Source organism: Allobaculum sp. JKK-2023 (genome assembly GCF_034745455.1).
GTDB lineage: Bacteria > Bacillota_I > Bacilli_A > Erysipelotrichales > Erysipelotrichaceae > Allobaculum.
Genome location: NZ_JAYERV010000003.1, coordinates 1,911,597 through 1,929,573 on the forward strand (window position 1 = coordinate 1,911,597; position 17,977 = coordinate 1,929,573).

The window sequence follows — 17,977 nt, forward strand, 5'->3', positions numbered from 1 at the left end:
ATGGATGATCTGACAAGGAAAAGCTGGCAGTTACGCCGGGATATTCTCGAAATGATGGATCGCTCCAAAGCCGGTCATGTCGGCGGTGATTTAAGTGTCGTGGATATTCTCAACGTTCTATATAACGAAGTGATGAATGTTTCGCCCAAAAACTTTGGCGATGAAAATAGAGACCGCTTTTTATTGAGCAAAGGGCATTGTGCGGATGCATTGTTTGCGGTGCTTGGCGATTGCGGATTTTTCGACAAACGCGAAGCCATCGAAACCTTTTCCCAATATGGATCCCGCTTTATCGGGCATCCCAATACCGAAGTCAATGGCATTGAAATCAACTCTGGTTCGCTCGGTCATGGGCTGGCCATTGGTGTCGGTATGGCTTTAGCGGCTAAACGAAAAGGTCGCTCCTATCGCACGTATGTGGTGTTAGGGGATGGTGAAATGGCGGAAGGCTCGAACTACGAAGCCATGATGGCCGCCGCTCAATACAACCTCGACAATCTTTGCGCGACGGTTGATCTCAACGGCCTGCAAATTTCCGGCACGACCGATGAAGTCATGTCTACTGCTCCTTTAAACAAGAAATTTGAAGCCTTTGGCTGGAATGTCATTGAAGTGGCTGATGGCAACGATATTGCCCAGCTGCGCGCCGCGTATACCAAAGCTGCTGAATATAAAGGTAAACCCACCGTAGTCATTGCGCACACGATCAAAGGAAAAGGGGTTTCGTTTATGGAAAACCAGATTTCCTGGCACCATGGCATCATGAATCCTGCACAGTATCAACAGGCAATTGCCGAAATTGAGGAGGTCCTTGCATGAGTATTACGAACCGTCAGGCGATCTGCAATGTCTTATTAGAAGCCGCTAAAACCAATCCGGATCTGACCGTTGTCTGCTCCGATTCGCGAGGAAGCGGCAGTTTAACGCCTTTTGCCAAAGCTTATCCAGACCAGTTTGTTGAAGTCGGCATTGCGGAGCAGGATCTGGTGGGGATCGCGGCGGGGCTTGCCGCTGGGGGCATGCAGGTCTTTGCGGCCAGCCCTGCCAGCTTTCTGACGACCCGCAGCTATGAACAGGTTAAAGTCGATGTGGCTTACTCCAGCACCAATGTCAAACTGATCGGGATTTCCGGCGGGGTCAGCTATGGAGCCCTGGGCATGACGCATCATTCCACCCAGGACTTTGCGGCGATGACGGCGTTAACGGGTATGCGGGTGTATTGTCCTTCAGATCATTTCCAGACGGAAAAACTCGTTCAGGAACTGCTCAAAGATAACCTGCCTGCCTATATTCGCGTCAGTCGTTCGGCCACTGCTGATATTTATGATGAAAACATGCTCTTCGTGCTCAACCAGGCCAATGTCATTCAAAGCGGAACCGATGCTTTGATTGTTGCAGCTGGCGAAATGGTTCCATTTGCCAAAGAGGCCGCTGAAGAACTGGAAAGTCTTGGCTTTTCAGTTGGCGTGCTGGATATGTATTGCCTCAAACCGTTTGACACCAAGACGTTGCTGGAAATGGCCTCGAAAGTTCCAGTCGTGATCAGCGTCGAAGAACATTCTCAATACGGCGGCCTTGGCTCCCAGATCGCTCAGGCTTTATGCGCCAATGATCCTAAACCTTTAGTTGAAATGCATCTGCCCGATACCCATCTGGTTGCGGGAACCAATACGGAAATCTTTAAAGAATATGGCCTGGATGCCAGAGGCATTGCCAGAACCACCCTGCAGGCGATTGAAAAATCCCGAGGGCAAAGCACAATTCCCTCGGCAGCCTCGGTGCAGTAAAATGGCTGGACCATACATTCTGGGCATTGATCAGTCTACCCAGGGCACCAAAGCCATTCTCTTTGATGAAAAGGGAAACCTGATTGCCCGTGCGGACCGCCGCCATGAGCAGCTGATCAATGAAAAAGGTTATATTTCCCATAACCCGATGGATTTATACTGGAATACTTTGGCCAGCAGCGGTGATGTCATCCGCAAAGCCGGCATTGATCCCGGCCAGATTGCGGCCATTGGCATTTCCAACCAGCGCGAAACGACCCTGATGTGGGATGAAAACGGCAACCCACTCGATAATGCGGTTGTCTGGCAATGCTCAAGAGCCAGTGAAGTCATTGAGCAGTTCCGGATACTGGAAGACGAAATTCGTCAGATCAGCGGTCTTGTGCTTTCCCCTTACTATCCAGCAGGCAAAATGCGCTGGCTGTTAGACCACGCACTGTCTGATCTGGAAAAGATGCCCAAGATTCATCTGGGCACTGTCGACAGCTGGCTGGTGTACAAACTGACTGGTGGCAAGGAATTCAAAACCGATGCCTCCAACGCCAGCCGCACCCAGCTTTTTGATTTGCAGACGGGGAACTGGTCACCAAGACTCTGCGAGATTTTTGGCATCAATCCTGACTGGCTGCCCAGAATCGTGGATTCCAATGCCTTGTTTGGCTATACCGATCTGGATGGCTTGCTGCCGGGTCCGGTTGCCATTCATGCCGTGATGGGGGATTCTCATGCCGCTTTATATGGCCAGGGCTGTCATGAAAAAGGACAGGTTAAAACTACAATGGGTACGGGATCCTCGATCATGATGAATATTGGGGATACCTGCACGATGTCCAAGCGCGGCCTGTCGACTTCACTGGCCTGGCGCATTGATGGAGTAACTGAATACGCCTTTGAGGGCAATATCAACTACGCGGGGGCCGTGATCTCCTGGCTGCAGGATGATCTTGGACTGGTCCGGGATGCGAAAGAAACCGAAGAGCTGGCCAGAAGCGCCAATCCATTGGATGAAACCATCTTTGTTCCTGCTTTTTCAGGATTATCGGCTCCCTATTGGGATGAGAAAGCCCGTGGCATGATTTGCAACATGTCCCGGACAACGGGACGTAAAGAAATCGTCAAAGCAGCGCTGGAAAGTATTGCCTATCAGATTACCGATATTCTCAACGCGATGGCCAGTGATTCCGCACTGGCTTTGCGGGAAGTCAAAGTCGATGGCGGGCCAACCAAAAACCGCTATCTGATGGAGTTTTTAAGCAATATCGCCCATACCAATGTCCTGGTCTCCTGTCAGGAAGAACTTTCTGCGATTGGGGCGGCCTATCTGGCTGGCATTTCGTGTGGCGTGTATCACAAAGAAGATTTGTTTGCGATGCGTGACTATCAGGTGTATACCCCTGTCATGGACATGACAGAATGGAAAAAACGGATGGATCGCTGGTATGACGCGATTGAGAGAATCCAGAAAGAAAAGAAAGAAAGGCAGACGCTAACATGTTAAAAATTACTGAAAATAAAAAGAATCTGACGCGTGATGGCAAACCGTTCTTCTATTTGGCGGATACGTGCTGGTCAGCATTCACCAATATTTCCGACCAGGAGTGGGACTACTATCTTACCAAGCGAAAAGCCCAGGGCTTTAACGTCATTCAGATCAATATTCTTCCGCAATGGGATGCGTCCGGAACGGATCTGGACTGGAAACCTTTTGTGGATAAGGATCCGATGAAGCTCAATGACGCCTACTTCGAACATGCCCGCGCAATGGCTCAAAAGGCCAAAGACCAAGGCTTTGAACTGGCGCTGGTTGTCTTATGGTGCAACTACATTCCAGGCACATGGGCATCGAAAATGTTCCCGACGGATATTCTGCCTAAAGAATTCATCGTTCCTTATGTGAAGAAAGTCGATGAGACCTTCTCGGATCTCGATCCAGTCTATGTCATCAGCGGCGATACTGACTTCCCAGAACGTCTGACGGAAGAATACTATATCGAAGCCTGCAATGAACTCAAAAAGCTACATCCAGACGGCCTCTATACGACCCATATCAAAGGCAGATATTCCTATATTCCTAAAGAATTAGAAGACAATCTCGATCTGCACTTCTACCAGAGCGGCCACAATGCCAAAGATCTGACCATGCCCTATTCCTTATCCGAAAAGATGCAGGAACTGTATGAATCGAAACCTTTGCTCAATTCTGAACCGTGCTATGAAGAAATGGGCTATTCAGGTGGTCAGTATGGACGCTGGACCAGACGAGATGTTCGCAGGGCTGCCTGGGTTTCCTTATTATCGGGAGCCAGTGCAGGAATCACCTATGGGGCGGCTGGCATTTACAGCTGGCACCAGGCTGGCAAAGACTTCATGGCCAAACTTGGCGAAGGCTTTGATATGCCCAAATCCTGGCCGGAAGCCATGAATTTTCCCGGTGCATGGGACTATGGCTTTATCCGTCACATCCTGGAAGGAAAAGAAATCACGCCAAGACAGGATCTTCTGGCCAACAAGACCACAGACATCCGGGTGGCTGAAGACCAGAATGGTCAGTTGTACATCTACGTGCCATCCAATACAAAAGTTCGTCTGCATGGTGATTTAAGCAATTATCAGTTTGAATGCATCGACCTGGCCGACCGGTTTGTGAGCACTCTGCCGGCTGTATATAAAGAGGATCTGACCATCATTGATATGCATCCATTCCACGAGGATGCTCTGATTCTTGCTCATCCTGCAAAAGACTGAACCACGCAAAAAGATGCAAACCTCAGGGATTTCCTCATCCTTTCAATCTGTAAAAAGTCACAGATTCTCTCGGTCTGTGGCTTTTTGATTTTTCAGGACCTGAAGAAGGCCAGACCAGAAAAAGGGAAATGTAGGAAAAAATACCAGCAGAACCTGAAAACTATAGACCATAAATACCACTAGAATCAGAATCCAAGTGCCATTTGAATATGAAAAAACGCCAGAAACAATGTCCTGGCGCAGGGAGAATTGGATTTTCTGTTTGTCTGTTTATTGATCTCTTTGATTATTGGTTGGGCCGCGTTCTGTCGATGCGCCGAGTTTTATGGGGAGTCTGGGCAAACTGACCGGTTCATCTGAGACGACCAGATCGGCATGCGATTGGCTGGAAGAGTGCTGGCTGATTCTATTCTTCAGAAAAATCGTGGTCTTCGTTGAGCAGTTCCAGATAAATTTCGTGCAGAATGTCTGGAACTTCTAACAGATCGATGGCCTGTTCAAATGAAATGTTCATGTTTTTGTGAAGGGCACGAAGAGCGTTTAATTCGAGTCTTCTTGTTACTGCCACATATCCTTGTCTGTAACCTTTTCTATATCCTTTTGCAAAGGAATGGCTGAGTGGGTGGTTTGTAAGGCCCGATTCATCCAATTCCTTCTTCAGTTCCTTTTCCATTTCGACTTCAAAATCACCAGGCAAAATTTGATCGTTTTCCATTTGTCGTATTTCCTCCTTGTCAGGGTTCATTTTCTTTACAGATCCAATTCTCTGAAATGAGCGGGATTATCTGTGGGCTGCTCACTCTCATATACGCAGGATCTTCAATTTTGTTTCCCAATGGAAAAGAATTTTTTGAGTATTTTTGAATGTCGATCGGAATGAAGGATACTTGGGCCAGAGGCGTTTTTCGCGTCCATCTCTAAACAATAGTATAAGGGGAGTTTGATTTTCCAGACTCAAACGAATACCAGTAGAATCTGAAACTTCAGACCATGAACATTCGCAGATTGTTAAATTCCAGCAGAACAGGAAAAACGCCAGAAAGATCACTTTCTGGCGTCTAACGACAATCAGATTTTCGGTATATCTGACCTTAGTGTCTGGGATCTTGAGAAGATCTGTTGCATCCTTAAATTTGATACCCGGACTTTCACTCAGAACTTTGGTGCCCTGCAAGTGGATTTGTTAAACAAGTCCCTGTGCAAACTGCATGTTACTTCTTTTCTTCGGATTCTGATTGCTTATGAAGCAGCTCAAGGTATTCGGGGCGCTCATTTTCTGGAATACCTGCCAACTCCATTGCCTGTTCTACAGAATAGTTAGATTTTGTGCAGATACTATTGAGAACATTTAAATAAACGCTTCTAGCATTTTCTTGTGCGATTTCTTGTGCGAGTGCTTCACCTAAATTACACATAGTATTCATCTCCTTTTCCATGGATTGAGTCATGCGAATGTTGAATTTCTTTTCTAGAATTTCGCCTTTTTTTGCTGCGCTCATTTTGTTTGAAAGCAGCACATAGAGCAAGCGAATAATCTCTGGGGCGTCTTCTGGGGGTTCTTCGTCACCAAGGTAGATCAGGACGATATCAAACAAATCATAATCGCTTTTCTTTTCCGGACAGTTACCATACTGCGGGTAACAAGCCGGCTGAATATGGTTGATGGTATTGGCCCGGTACTTAGCCTGGTTTTTACAGATCCAGATCGAATAGACTTTCTGAATGTTTTCGTAATGAATTCCAGTAAATACTCGCCCTTTTTGTACCACAATATTTTCACTGACGTAATATACCGTGCGTGCCATTAATCGACGGTGAGATTCAGGATTTTTTTGTCCTTCTACATTAATGATCAGATCGATCTGATTTTTCGAATCAGGAACATGGGATTTAAGCAGAATATCATAAAGAACGCCTTCATGATCTTCATATTTATGCACCGTATCAATACCGGTAATGAGTGGAGGGGTCTTATCAGAATTTGTTGGAACTTTAGAGACCGCAGGTTTTCCTTCGATGTACCTATTTTCGATATTCTCCACAGAACACTCCTTGTATTCTTCTGCGATTCCTTTAAGAAGATTGGCCAGAATTACTTTTTCCGATAAAAGACGTTTACAGCAGGCATCATAATCCGCCTGCAACTCGGTGGTTCGAAGTCCCTGTGCAATTGATGTTTCAACTTTTTGGAATGCCATTTCTTTATTCTCCTTTCCTTGTACCATATTTGGCTCAGAGGATCTACCGTCAATCTGATCATTTTTCAATCCATTTGATTCCATCACCGCAATAAAGCTGGTTGAACGAAAACAAGAATCGGATCAGTTCGTTGCAACCGATCTGGTGGATTAAATTCAGAACTGAAGGCCAATATCCTCTGCTCACATATCTATACGCAGGAGGATGAGGGGCGTTTCAGAACTGAATAGATTTACAGGAAATTTGTATTGGATCCAAATTTCAAAACCTTGCCTTGATTTACCGTGCTGAATGGATTCAAAGCACGACTTTATAGCATCTAAGATCCACGGCTCACTCTCATATACGCAAGATCAGGGGCATGTATCGAAAAAGCTGGAACATTTTTGGAAAAATTCTCAGGATTCAAGTTTAAGAATGTGCTCCCTCCTTTCACTGCCATCCGATTGTCCGTAACGAGCAGCATCAAAACCCATGACTCACTTCTATGTACGCAAGATGCTTGAGGATGTTTCAAAACCAGGAAGTTTTTCCGAAAAAAATGAATACTTAGATTTTTGGAGTGAAAAAAGCTGTTCTGCTGATTTGGATGGAGTGATCTATATAGATAGGCATCGATTGGCGGTGGAGCAGTCCGATAAGTTGTGGAAGCCAGGAAAATCAAAAACGATATCTGTTCGAAATGTGGAAAATGAGCCAAAATAGAAGAAGAAAATCGGTGATAAATCGAGAAAATAAACAGATAAAGGAGATATGTATGGCAATTCTGAATGCGAATCTTTATTCAAACGCTCTGATGCGCACAGTTCCAGTGACGGTTGTTTTACCCAGTGATAAAGTCGATGCCAATGGAAAACGGATGGCGAAAGGACCATTCAAGACGCTCTATTTGCTGCATGGAATCTTTGGAGACAATACCGACTGGGTGATGGGAACCCGGGTCGTGCGTTGGGCGATGGATCACAATCTTGCGGTGGTGATGCCGGCAGGTGAAAACCATTTTTACGTCAATCATGGCCGTGGGCAGGACTATGGGGAATTTATCGGTAAAGAGCTTGTGGAACTGACAAGAGAAATGTTCCCGTTATCCACTTGCAAGGAGGATACTTTTATCGGCGGTCTGTCCATGGGCGGCTGGGGAGCCATGATCAATGGTTTGCGCAATCCGGATACCTTTGGCGGTGTCATTTCCCTTTCGGGAGCGATTCTGGTCGATGAAATGATTCCAGAAGTGGATAGTCCGAATGTTTTGGAAGATCGCGAGTTCAATGTAGGCTGCTCAGGTCATTTACGAGGCAGTATAAAAGGTTCGGAAGATGATTTGTTCAAGCAGATTGCAGACAATGTCAAAAACCACAAAGAGCAGCGTTTTTATGTTGCCTGTGGAACGGAAGATCCGCTGCTTCCGGCAACTCAGGGCCTTTATGGCGCATTAACGAATGCTGGCTTTCCTGTGACGCTGGATTTGCAGCCAGGGGGTCACGAATGGGATTTCTGGGATTCGCAGATTGAAAAAGTCATTGACTGGATTGAACCGGCAAAAGAAGCTGCCATCAGCAGCGGGAATATTTCCTGATCTTTCATTTTTGATGGATACCGGATAAATGATCGATTCAGGTATAATAGTTGCCTGAATCAGGGATAAACCAACTTTAAGTCCAAGTGCATTTCTATCAATTTATAAGGATTTATAAGGATTTATACGACAGCCTGCCTGAGGAATCTTCCTTGGATCTGCGGGCTTTTTTTAATGGAAGGCCCCTGAAGCAGATGAAGCGTTTGAAAGGTCTGATCGGCTTATTGTAAAGGAAAAAATCAATCGAATTCAGCGCTGGGAAGTTGTCAGAAATCTTCTTTTCAGGCCATTTCTATCAATCCGGATACAAAGTGATATTTCCCGGTTCATAAAACTACATCCTTAACCAAACTTTAGGTCTACTATCAACACTGGATAAAGTTGATAGGACATCGTGGCTGAAATGGATCAATTATGCCTTCTGGATATTACGACCATTTGAATTCAGCCCGAAAGCTGAACGAAGTGGATTTCCCCCCGACCATTGCGTATTGGTTTTCTGGCGCCTGCCGCCACCCTGTTCTTGCAGCCGCAGGCTGCTCATTTGAATTGAGAAGAGGAAACAGATCAGGAGGAAAAAGGATGTACACGATTGGCCAGGTATCGAAGATGACAGGACTGCCAGTTTCCACGCTTCGTTATTATGACAGAGAAGGGTTGTTCCCCGATTTAGAAAGAGATGCCGGAATCCGTCAGTTCAGTGAAGCCGAGATTGAAATTATTAAAACAATCGACTGCCTGAAGAAAAGTGGACTGGAGATCAAGGCAATCCGTCAGTTTCTGGAATGGGCCAAACAAGGAGAAAGCACCTTTCCCGAACGTCTCCAGCTTCTGGAGGCGCAGCGTGAGGTGATGAAAGAAGAAATGGATAAACTGGCCGAGACGCTTGCCATGATTGATTACAAATGCTGGTATTTTGCACAGGCAATTGAAATGGGAGAAGAGGCCGCCGACCAGATTCCACCCGAACAGATGCCCCCCGCAATCCGGGAGGTCTGGAGTCGTCTGAAACAGGAGACTCCAGAGCATTGAAGCGGTCTTTTTTGGAGCGATGAAGTCAGAACTGGGGGACAGAATTGCACCTGCTTGCCAGTCCTGTTTCTGCAATTGGACTGAAAAGTGATGGTGTATTTTTTTTGAAAATCCGGCGCCTGCCGCCTTGGCTGTCTTTTAATGGGCAGCCTTTTTTTCATGATTGCTTTTGTCTGTTCAGGAAGGAAACAGAAGGCATGCGCCTTAAATTATGGCCTCTTGCTGGATTTCCAACGCTGAATCAGACAAATAAAATGAGGTCTTGCGCTTACCGGCTTTTGAAAGCAGGCAAAGTTCAAAACCTCATAGATTCAAATTTTTATAAATGAGTAAACTGTTTTAGGCTTTTGGTTCAGACCAAGAGTTCTTCAGGTTCGACGGCTTTGATTAGGAACAGTCGGGAATCAAAGTCACCATAATATTTATCCATAACACCTACCTGGCCGCACAATCCATCCGAGGTGATCAGGCCAATATTCATCAGCTCATCGCCATATGGTCTATGGTTTTGGTAAGGATGGCAGCCCTGGGTGGTGATAGTATAGCGGCAGTTGGGGTCAAGCCCTTGCAGGCGGATCTTTGAAGCAGGCTGGTTAGCGTGGCTAAGTGTCCGATACCAGCCGACGATGGCTTCTTTCTGGTCTTTGCTGACGACCATCCAGCTGGTTACATTGCCATCAAAAGGGGACTGCAGGCGGTAAAATTTTCCAAATTGCAGCAGTTCACGATTTTTTTTCATGAATGAAATCTGCTCTTTGACTTGTTCCAACTCGTCTTCTGCCAGAGAGTTAAGGTCGAGTTCGTAGCCGGAGGTGCCAAAGCAGGCTACATTGGCCCGGGTATGAAGGGGCACATTGCGATAGACCTGCTGGTTGGGAATTTCTGAAATATGGGCGCCGATACTTGAAATCGGATAGGCATAGGAGGTCCCATACTGAATCTTCAAACGCTCAATGGCATCGGAATCATCGCTGCACCAGGCTTGTGGGGCGTAATAGAGCATGCCGGGATCAAAGCGGCCGCCGCCACTGGCACAGGACTCAAAGAGAATCTTGGGATAGCGCTGAATCAGGCGCTCATACAACTGATAAACACCCAGAATGTAGCGGTGTGCGGTTTCAGGCTGCCGATCTGCAGGTAAAGCAGAAGAATAGCAGTCCGTGATGGATCGGTTCATATCCCATTTTATATAAGAAAGATCTGCTTCATCCAAAATGGCGCACATCATGGTATAGATGGCTTCTACAACTTCCTGACGCGAAAAATCAAGGACAAACTGGTTACGCCCCTGGCAAGGCGTGCGCCCTGGCACTTCTAAAATCCAATCCGGATGCTGGCGATAGAGATTGGAATCTTTGTTGACCATCTCCGGCTCAAACCAGAGTCCCATCTCCATGCCCAATTCGTGGATCCGTTTGGAAAGGCCGGCAATGCCATGGGGCAGAAGAGTTGGGTTGGCAACCCAGTCTCCTAATCCGGCTTTATCATTGCGGCGATCACCAAACCACCCATCATCGAGAACAAATAACTCGACACCGCACTCTTTAGCTTTGGAGGCAATTTTGACCAAGGTTTCTTCGTCAAAATCAAACATTGTGGCTTCCCAGTTATTGTTGAGAATTGGACGAGGACGATCCCGCCAGTATCCTCTGGCCAGCCGCTTTTGGAAAAGTGCATGGAAAGTTTGCGAAAGATCATTTAATCCTTGGTCTGTCCAGACTAGAAGAGCTTCTGGAGACTGGAATTCTTCTTCGAATTCGAGTTTCCAGGAAAATCCATCCGGATGAATCCCTGCAAGAATGCGAGTCTGATCATAGGTGTCACATTCAGCCTGAATTTGAAAATTCCCTGAATAGACCAAGGCAATGCCAAAGGCTTCGCCTTGGGTTTCGTCGGTATAGGGCCGTTTGAGAAGAACAACAGGATTGTGGTTATGGCTGGAATGACCGCGGCGGCTGCCGATTGCGGTGATTCCCTGTTCGAGTTTTCTGTTTTTGAGATGTCGTTCCCGGCCCCATGCACCCGAAAACTGCATCCATTCATAGTCATTATCAGGAAGATCCAGACACAAAGATTGGACATCTGTCGCATAAACAGGCTGCTGGCCATGGTTGATCAGTCTGCTGTTTCGAGCGATAACATTGCCACGGCTGAAGATGGTATAGGACAAAACGAGTTCCAGATTATTCTTTTCATCCCATAAAGTACATTCTAACGTTTTGGCTTCGGTGCTGTCTTCGCAATAGGTGGCAGGAAGCCTCTTTAAGGCAGGTTTGCCCTCCTGAATTGTCCACGATTTCAATCGGAAATCAGAAAGCGTGCTCCCATCCGGATGTCTGATTTCAAGAGCTGGAGAGCGAAAATCAGAACTGCCAAAGGTGCCATACTCCTGGGCGGTATGTTCTTGTGAATACCAGCTGTTCTCATTGGGGCAGCTGGTCATCGGCCGCGGATAAATTTCATGAAAATGGGTGTATTGAGCGTCTGGCCGGACTGCTTTTCCAGACCAGAGATGAGATAAATGACCATCAGGCAGACATTGGAAGATGTAGCTGAAGGAGCCATTGGTAAGATGAAATACTTTGCTGTCGTCGGAAACAAAAATTTGGGCTTCCATTGTAAAAAATCCTTTCTATATTTTTATGCATTGCTGGCTTTTATACATTGTCAGGTTTTCTCTATTTCTTCTTCCTTGCTTTATTCTGTTTGAAATCAATCCAATGCTTCATTAAACAGAACGGGCTCTGCAAGCAAACTCTAATTGGCTGTTTTTGCAGAGCCATCTGAACCAACGGTGGATACACTTCATGCCAATTTGTTATGGGCAAGGGATATGGACAAGAAATATAGAATGGAAGGATCCCTCCAGATCAGGTTTTGTAAAAACTGATTGGGATAGATCAGGACATTTCAGGCAATAAATCTTCTGCATCTTGATCGCAGTCTGGATTTACAGAAGGTTCTGCCTGAACAGACGTTGCTTTTCTTTCGTTGAGTTTGCGGGTGATTTCCCTCATTTGATCATCTTTAAGCGTATAGAAACGTTTGTAGATATAAAGACTCAACACAGCAAGTAAAGCAGGAATCACGATCATCAAAACCCGAATCCCCAGAATCGTTACCGCACTCTGGACCGGCAGTTCGGCTTTATAGCCAACCAGGCTCAAGCCAATACCAGTTAAACCACCGGCTGCAGCCATTGCTGCCTTCATCAGGAATGTCTGCGCCGAGCAGAGAACGCTTTCGTTGCGGACGCCGAAGCGAACTTCACCATAGTCGATGACATCGGCCATGCAGCAGGTTGTTACTCCTAAAGAAAGACCGGATCCGAAAAACAGGACTGCGCAGGAAAGAACAACCCCGAGAACAGACTGTGGAAGAACAAAGCCGAAGATTCCAAGCAGAACCAGGCCAGAAGCAGCTAATCCGCAGGCTAAGAAATATACTTTCTGCCGAGACAGTTTCTTTGCGATGGAAGGAAACAGCACCAGACCGACCATTTCAGCCAGGATGGCCATTCCAAAAACAGAATAGAGATACTCATTTCCACAAACAGCTTTGAAGTAATAAACCGCAAATCCTTTGGCGATCTGGGTGGCCAGATTGAAAGTCAGAAGCAATCCGATAAATGCTCGCAGCTGATCATTTTCAACAATGATTTTTAAAGCCTGTTTTAAGCTCGTTTTTTCGGCTTTGGCATCCAGAGTGGATTCTTCTTTGACATTCAAAACGGTAATGCCGATGGTCACGATAAAGAGGATGGCGATCATGATGGCAAACATTGTAAATCCATGTTCAGCATAGAGATTATCGAGACCTGCTTTTTGGTTGAACCAGTTGATGACAAACAAGCCGAATGTTGCCACGCTAAATCCGGCCAGAGAGGCGAAGAATCGGGGGATGACTGAAACAGATTCACGTTCATGAGGATCGTTGGTCAGATTTGGCAGCCAGGACCAGTAAGGAACATCCATAATCGTATAGGTCATGCCATAGAGGATATACATCACAGTGACATAGATGTAGAGGGAAGTTCCCTGCAGGTTAAAGGTGTGAAATAACAGGATAAAAACAACCGCATTGACCAGTGTTCCGATTACCAGCCAGATTCTGAACTTGCCAAAGCGGGAACGGGTGTTGTCGACGATCATTCCCATCATCGGATCGTTGATGGCATCCCAGATCCGGGCGACGAAAAACAGGATACCGACGAATGCGGGGGCGAGAAACAAGGTATCTGTGAAGTACAGCATCAAAAAGGAGCCGACCATATTGCAGATCGCATCCTTTCCGATGGCACCGATGCCGAAGGCATACTTTTCACGAGCTGATACTTTTTTGTAGGACGGTGATTTCGAAGGTTGACTCATAGTTTTCTCCTTTTCTTGAGGCGTGCGCCTGACTTGTGAGCCAAGTATATCCTGTAATCGCTTCCAATTCAGAGAGCCATTTGTTAAATTAAACAGTCATTTTGTTGAATATAGAGGGACAAAAAAGACCTGCAGCACATAGATGATTTGAAAATCAGCCATGCGCTGCAGGTCTTTTTTCACAGACTATAGATTATAGACTACAGACTATAGATTATAGACTGTAGACTATAGATTATGATTGTTTTTCTTCTTTCGCTTTCTTTGTGATTTCTTGACTGCGCGTTTTTCGCCAGTTGGAGGGCGTGATCTGATAGACTTGGCGAAAAGCCTTGGAAAACACAAGCGGATCACTGTAGCCGCAGCTTTCGGCAATCGAGGAAATGGGCAGATTGGTCACTTTTAAAAGTTCCCGGGCACGCGTCAACCGATACAACTTTAAATACTCCTTGGGCGTAGTATCCAGATGATCGACAAAAAGCATATACAAGTAGGTGCGGTCAATTCCGATGTGGGCAGCAATATCCGAAACTCGAATGGGCCGGTCATAGTTGCCCTGGATATAGATAATCGCCTGCTTGACATATTCACTGCGGCTGAGTTCGTTCTTTGAGGAATCTACATGAAGTTCAGAGGCCAGAATGCTGAAAAATTCGGTCAGTATTGCTGTTCTGTGCAGTCTGGCAGAGAGATGGCTGCCCTGAATGCCCATCATGGCTAAAATCAGATCTTTGAGCTTTTCGGTATTCTTACAGGAAAAGACAGGGTGTTCGCTGCCAAGATCCAGGGCCTGCAAAAGGCTTGATGCCCGGTTTCCGCGAAATCCTACCCAGCCATATTCCCATGGATCCTCTTGATCCGCCTGGTAAAAAGTGACCTGGTCAGGTTCAATCAAAAAACCTTGTCCGGCTTCGAGAGTATAAGATGAAGCATTTTGACGGAAAATTCCCTTTCCGCTTAAAACAATATGAATTAGATAGTTTGGTCTTACGGCCGGCCCATAGCTGTGCAAAGGCGCGCATTGGCTGATTCCGGCAAAGCAGAGTTCCAGATCGATCTGGTTTTCGTCGCTGAATTCAATGACGCGGGCTTCTTCCATGGTCTTCGTTCTCCTTCCTGATCTCATTATCTGAACGGAGTAGATGCTTGAGGATCAGCTGGATATTAATTTTCCCAATAAACATCATGGCTTGGCAGCCACAATGAAAGCAGTGAATGGCTAGGCGTTGTTTTCAAAGTAAATAGGCTATTGGTTCTCTTTATATAACGCAAAAATGATGGCTGTCTATAAGGGAGTTATTTCTTTTCTGTTCCTAATTGCTCATTTCACTCATGCTTTTGTCATGAATTGGATTGAAAAAGAGTCTGTTGGAATGGGGGTGTTGTCATTCGATCTTTAAAAAACTGAATGATCGGCCCCATCATCAAAACATTGCCGATGGTTCCAATTCCAACCAAAGATAAAAGTTTGCCGTCGGCAGCCAGCCAAGCTATAACACCCAGGGCTATACAGAGACCATCACATCCGATGCGAGCCGCTCGATACGAAATTTTTCCTTTAGAATGCTGCTCAATCATCAACTGGAGAGCATCATAGGGGGCAACACCGAGTTCTGGAACAATATAGCAGGCTACCCCAAATGAGGCGATCACCATAGCCACAACCATAATCATGAGGCGAATGGCCAGAGTTGATTCGTTGAACAGGCCATTCATGATGAAAAGGATCGCATCTGAAAGATATCCGACAAAAATCATGTTGGCAGCAGTACCCAATCCAATTGTTTTTCTCCCCCATAAAAGGACCGGAATAAACAAGGCTGCATTCATAATCAGCTGCCAGGTTCCAAATGAGAGATTGAGTAAAGAACTGATTCCCAGATTCATCGTTGTAAATGGATCCGCACCAAAGCCTGCGTATCGAAAGAACCCACTGCCAATTCCGATACAAACCACTCCCAAGACCATTTTACGGATCCGGTCTGCTTTCTTTTCTATCCTTCTTTTTTCTGCCATTTTCTTCATCCCTCTTCTGTTTTCTTCCCAGCTTTTCTGCTTGTCCTGTTTTGCTTTTGATCTGTACGAATCTTGACAACACGATACAGCCTTTGCAATCAGGCAGTTTCAGTATAGTTAAGCCGCGAAAAACAAGAAGAAGCATCTGTTGAAAAAAACAGTTAAAATGTTGAACGGATAAAGGTGCTCTTTCCAGGATTTAAACCAGTATTCAGGCAAAGCAGGCCTCTCTTTTCTTTGTTCCAAAAAGAAAAGCCAGCAGCTTTCGGGTGCTGGAAAAAATCAGATCGTAATTTCGATAGGGAAACCTTCAACGGAAGCAATAACGCTTTCGTAATACCCATCGCCAGTTGTTCTTGGCCCGTTGGTGACCGGATAGCCGCATTCATCGAGCAATCTGCTCAGACGATCGACTTCTTCTTTGCTTCCTACCGAGAAAGCCAGATGGGCATAGCCAGTAAGAGGTTCGTTTGGATCAGCTGTTTTCAGGCCGGGCTTGGTCACAATTTCCAGGCGGGCACCATCCTCAAAGGTGATGAAGTAAGACTGGAAACCAGTTTTCTTGTTGTGATAGATTTCGTTGGAAATTCCTCCCAGAAACTTGGTAAAGAATTCTCTGGCTTTTTCAAGATCCTGAACGTAGAGGGCAACATGTTCAATTTTCATGGAAAATCCTTTCTGAAGGCCGGAAAAATCAGATTCCTTTTCGGCCATTTGATTCTTATCCTTTAAAGTGTAAATCGGTAGGCAGGCGTGAACAAGATGCCATATTGACCGATCCAAAAAGCAAAAGTTCAAGGCTGTTCCATCGATCTGGAAAATGAGTCTGAGATGGATTGTCCTTCAGGGGCAAGAGAGAGGACAGTTTCGTCCTGTTTCATGCCGGACTTTTTTGGATCCATTGCTTTTGCCGCAATGTCCACTTCCACTGTTTCCTTATCCCTTCTCTCTTTTTTCTCTTCGCCTGCTTCGTCTCTGTTTTCATTTATTTCTTCGTCTCTGTTTTCGCTTATCTCCTCATTGTTTCGAAACGGTTCGTTTGCTTCATTGAGATCGCTGACCGATCCGCCTTTGCGGAAGGTAAATCCAAGAACCTGCAAGGTTGGGACGGTTTTTTCATGAATCATGGAGATCAGGGTGTTCGCACACACTTCACCGGCCGCTTCACAGTCAAACCGAATGGTTGTTAAGGAAGGAGAAAGAAGTTCGGATAAGTCGTAGCCGCCAAAGCCGATTAAAGAGACATCTTCCGGAACCCGAAGACCGGCTTCGCGCACCTCTTTATAGCAGGCTAAAGCAATCTGGTCCGTTGCACAGATGAACAAATCCGGAACGTGTTCTTTTAAAATCTCACGGGTGGTTTCGCGGGCCTGATCATAGGAGAAGGCGATTTCTTTCATCTGGACATTGTGGACTTCGGTATGATGAGCCAATCCATCCATAACCCCGCGTCGTCTTTCGTGCCCTACTGCATAGTCGGACTGATTGACGCTGATGTAGACAATATCTTTGTGCCCCATTTCGCTGGCATATTCACCAACCTGCAGTCCTGCCTGATAGTCATCGTAAATAATGGAAGTTCCCTGTGGAAAACGCTGACCCATGACCAGGAAAGGAACACGGCTGGATTTTTGGAGCTTCTGGTGCTGAGAATTGAGGTTGGTCGCAATCAGGACAATGCCATCAACGCGTAATGAGCGCAGATATTCAACGGCGGCAATTTCCCGTTCGAGATGGTGGTCTGTCGTTAAAATCAGGCAGGCATAGCCTTGATCGCGCAGGGCATTATCCATCGCATTGAGCAATCGTCCACTCGAAGGGGAGGTCATTGTTGGCGCAACGACTCCAATCATCCGGGTTTCTTTTGCTTTTAAATTGGAAGCAGCGGCACTGGGTTCAAAACCGGTGCGTTCAACGACGGCGCGGATTTTTTCACGGGTCTCCTCTTTGATGTATCCCTGATTGAAGTAGCGGGAGACGGTGCTTTTGGCGACCCCGGCCTCGCGGGCGATATCCGCCATTGTGTATTTCTTCATCCAAATACCGCCTTTCTGAAAAAAGCCGAATCGCGGATTCGGCTCAAGGATCTGGATCTTAAAATTCAAGACTTTTGGTGAAAACAGGAAAATGGCCATTCAGACAGATCCAACAGATCAGGGCTGCTGTCCTTTCTGGTTCCTGTTCATCGTCGATTCAATTTGGATTGTACAGGAAAATCCGGAGTTCAGAGATTCCAAATCTGTTTTCACTCA

General features: G+C 46.1%; 15 protein-coding genes. 7 read left to right on the forward strand and 8 right to left on the reverse strand.

From position 1 onward, the window contains the following. The 4 genes from U4956_RS07710 to U4956_RS07725 are packed head-to-tail and all read left to right on the forward strand — an operon-like array spanning nucleotide 1 to nucleotide 4,532. Nucleotides 1-819, forward strand: coding sequence for a transketolase (locus U4956_RS07710; RefSeq protein ID WP_323089975.1), 819 nt, complete (start codon nucleotides 1-3; stop codon nucleotides 817-819). Next, complete coding sequence (locus tag U4956_RS07715) at nucleotides 816-1,787, forward strand: transketolase family protein (RefSeq protein ID WP_323089976.1); 972 nt, start codon at nucleotides 816-818, stop codon at nucleotides 1,785-1,787. Before U4956_RS07710 ends, U4956_RS07715 begins: the two co-directional genes overlap by 4 nt. 1 nt (nucleotide 1,788) lies before the next feature. Continuing rightward, on the forward strand, nucleotides 1,789-3,285 hold the full coding sequence (locus tag U4956_RS07720) for a glycerol kinase GlpK (RefSeq protein WP_323089977.1): 1,497 nt from the start codon (nucleotides 1,789-1,791) through the stop codon (nucleotides 3,283-3,285). Beyond that, a complete protein-coding gene (locus U4956_RS07725; RefSeq protein WP_323089978.1) occupies nucleotides 3,279-4,532 on the forward strand; it encodes a DUF4038 domain-containing protein in 1,254 nt (417 codons plus the stop codon). Before U4956_RS07720 ends, U4956_RS07725 begins: the two co-directional genes overlap by 7 nt. A 406-nt stretch (nucleotides 4,533-4,938) precedes the next feature. On the opposite strand, the gene U4956_RS07730 is transcribed toward U4956_RS07725, so the two are convergent. Beyond that, entirely contained in the window at nucleotides 4,939-5,247 is a 309-nt protein-coding gene (locus U4956_RS07730) for a hypothetical protein (RefSeq protein ID WP_323089979.1), read from the reverse strand. Nucleotides 5,248-5,743: 496 nt separating this feature from the next. Next, the gene (locus U4956_RS07735; protein WP_323089980.1) at nucleotides 5,744-6,730 is read right to left on the reverse strand and encodes a hypothetical protein; all 987 of its coding nucleotides are present in this window, start codon (nucleotides 6,728-6,730) and stop codon (nucleotides 5,744-5,746) included. Nucleotides 6,731-7,205: 475 nt separating this feature from the next. On the opposite strand from U4956_RS07735, the gene U4956_RS07740 reads away from it, so the two are divergent. From U4956_RS07740 to U4956_RS07750, 3 genes are all read left to right on the forward strand, one after another. Beyond that, nucleotides 7,206-7,436, forward strand: coding sequence for a hypothetical protein (locus U4956_RS07740; RefSeq protein WP_323089982.1), 231 nt, complete (start codon nucleotides 7,206-7,208; stop codon nucleotides 7,434-7,436). 52 nt (nucleotides 7,437-7,488) lie between these two features. After that, nucleotides 7,489-8,307: an alpha/beta hydrolase family protein gene (locus U4956_RS07745; RefSeq protein ID WP_323089984.1), complete on the forward strand. Its 819-nt coding sequence runs from the start codon at nucleotides 7,489-7,491 to the stop codon at nucleotides 8,305-8,307. Between the two features lie 582 nt (nucleotides 8,308-8,889). After that, a complete protein-coding gene (locus tag U4956_RS07750) occupies nucleotides 8,890-9,339 on the forward strand; it encodes a MerR family transcriptional regulator (RefSeq protein WP_323089986.1) in 450 nt (149 codons plus the stop codon). Nucleotides 9,340-9,691: 352 nt separating this feature from the next. On the opposite strand, the gene U4956_RS07755 is transcribed toward U4956_RS07750, so the two are convergent. The 6 genes from U4956_RS07755 to U4956_RS07780 all read right to left on the reverse strand — a co-directional run bounded on the left by U4956_RS07755 (nucleotide 9,692) and on the right by U4956_RS07780 (nucleotide 17,761). Further along, complete coding sequence (locus U4956_RS07755) at nucleotides 9,692-11,956, reverse strand: alpha-galactosidase (protein WP_323089988.1); 2,265 nt, start codon at nucleotides 11,954-11,956, stop codon at nucleotides 9,692-9,694. A gap of 283 nt (nucleotides 11,957-12,239) precedes the next feature. Continuing rightward, entirely contained in the window at nucleotides 12,240-13,709 is a 1,470-nt protein-coding gene (melB, locus tag U4956_RS07760) for a melibiose:sodium transporter MelB (RefSeq protein ID WP_323089990.1), read from the reverse strand. A 235-nt stretch (nucleotides 13,710-13,944) separates the two neighbouring features. Continuing rightward, nucleotides 13,945-14,808, reverse strand: a complete 864-nt coding sequence (locus U4956_RS07765) for an AraC family transcriptional regulator (RefSeq protein WP_323089992.1) — start codon at nucleotides 14,806-14,808, stop codon at nucleotides 13,945-13,947. Nucleotides 14,809-15,050: 242 nt separating this feature from the next. Continuing rightward, nucleotides 15,051-15,539 carry a hypothetical protein gene (locus U4956_RS07770; RefSeq protein ID WP_323089993.1) on the reverse strand — a complete coding sequence of 163 codons (489 nt, stop codon included), beginning with the start codon at nucleotides 15,537-15,539 and terminating at the stop codon, nucleotides 15,051-15,053. A 468-nt stretch (nucleotides 15,540-16,007) separates the two neighbouring features. After that, on the reverse strand, nucleotides 16,008-16,391 hold the full coding sequence (locus U4956_RS07775; protein WP_323089994.1) for a VOC family protein: 384 nt from the start codon (nucleotides 16,389-16,391) through the stop codon (nucleotides 16,008-16,010). Nucleotides 16,392-16,519: 128 nt separating this feature from the next. Beyond that, the gene (locus U4956_RS07780; RefSeq protein ID WP_323089996.1) at nucleotides 16,520-17,761 is read right to left on the reverse strand and encodes a LacI family DNA-binding transcriptional regulator; all 1,242 of its coding nucleotides are present in this window, start codon (nucleotides 17,759-17,761) and stop codon (nucleotides 16,520-16,522) included. Between the last annotated feature and the right edge of the window lie 216 nt (nucleotides 17,762-17,977).

What these genes read in the sequence shown, in the direction of transcription:
- U4956_RS07710 (WP_323089975.1), top strand. Translation starts at nt 1, where the DNA reads ATGGATGATCTGACAAGGAAAAGCTGGCAGTTACGCCGGGATATTCTC.
- U4956_RS07715 (WP_323089976.1), top strand. Translation starts at nt 816, where the DNA reads ATGAGTATTACGAACCGTCAGGCGATCTGCAATGTCTTATTAGAAGCC.
- U4956_RS07720 (WP_323089977.1), top strand. Translation starts at nt 1,789, where the DNA reads ATGGCTGGACCATACATTCTGGGCATTGATCAGTCTACCCAGGGCACC.
- U4956_RS07725 (WP_323089978.1), top strand. Translation starts at nt 3,279, where the DNA reads ATGTTAAAAATTACTGAAAATAAAAAGAATCTGACGCGTGATGGCAAA.
- U4956_RS07730 (WP_323089979.1), bottom strand. Translation starts at nt 5,247, where the DNA reads ATGGAAAACGATCAAATTTTGCCTGGTGATTTTGAAGTCGAAATGGAA.
- U4956_RS07735 (WP_323089980.1), bottom strand. Translation starts at nt 6,730, where the DNA reads ATGGCATTCCAAAAAGTTGAAACATCAATTGCACAGGGACTTCGAACC.
- U4956_RS07740 (WP_323089982.1), top strand. Translation starts at nt 7,206, where the DNA reads ATGACTCACTTCTATGTACGCAAGATGCTTGAGGATGTTTCAAAACCA.
- U4956_RS07745 (WP_323089984.1), top strand. Translation starts at nt 7,489, where the DNA reads ATGGCAATTCTGAATGCGAATCTTTATTCAAACGCTCTGATGCGCACA.
- U4956_RS07750 (WP_323089986.1), top strand. Translation starts at nt 8,890, where the DNA reads ATGTACACGATTGGCCAGGTATCGAAGATGACAGGACTGCCAGTTTCC.
- U4956_RS07755 (WP_323089988.1), bottom strand. Translation starts at nt 11,956, where the DNA reads ATGGAAGCCCAAATTTTTGTTTCCGACGACAGCAAAGTATTTCATCTT.
- melB (WP_323089990.1), bottom strand. Translation starts at nt 13,709, where the DNA reads ATGAGTCAACCTTCGAAATCACCGTCCTACAAAAAAGTATCAGCTCGT.
- U4956_RS07765 (WP_323089992.1), bottom strand. Translation starts at nt 14,808, where the DNA reads ATGGAAGAAGCCCGCGTCATTGAATTCAGCGACGAAAACCAGATCGAT.
- U4956_RS07770 (WP_323089993.1), bottom strand. Translation starts at nt 15,539, where the DNA reads ATGAATGCAGCCTTGTTTATTCCGGTCCTTTTATGGGGGAGAAAAACA.
- U4956_RS07775 (WP_323089994.1), bottom strand. Translation starts at nt 16,391, where the DNA reads ATGAAAATTGAACATGTTGCCCTCTACGTTCAGGATCTTGAAAAAGCC.
- U4956_RS07780 (WP_323089996.1), bottom strand. Translation starts at nt 17,761, where the DNA reads ATGAAGAAATACACAATGGCGGATATCGCCCGCGAGGCCGGGGTCGCC.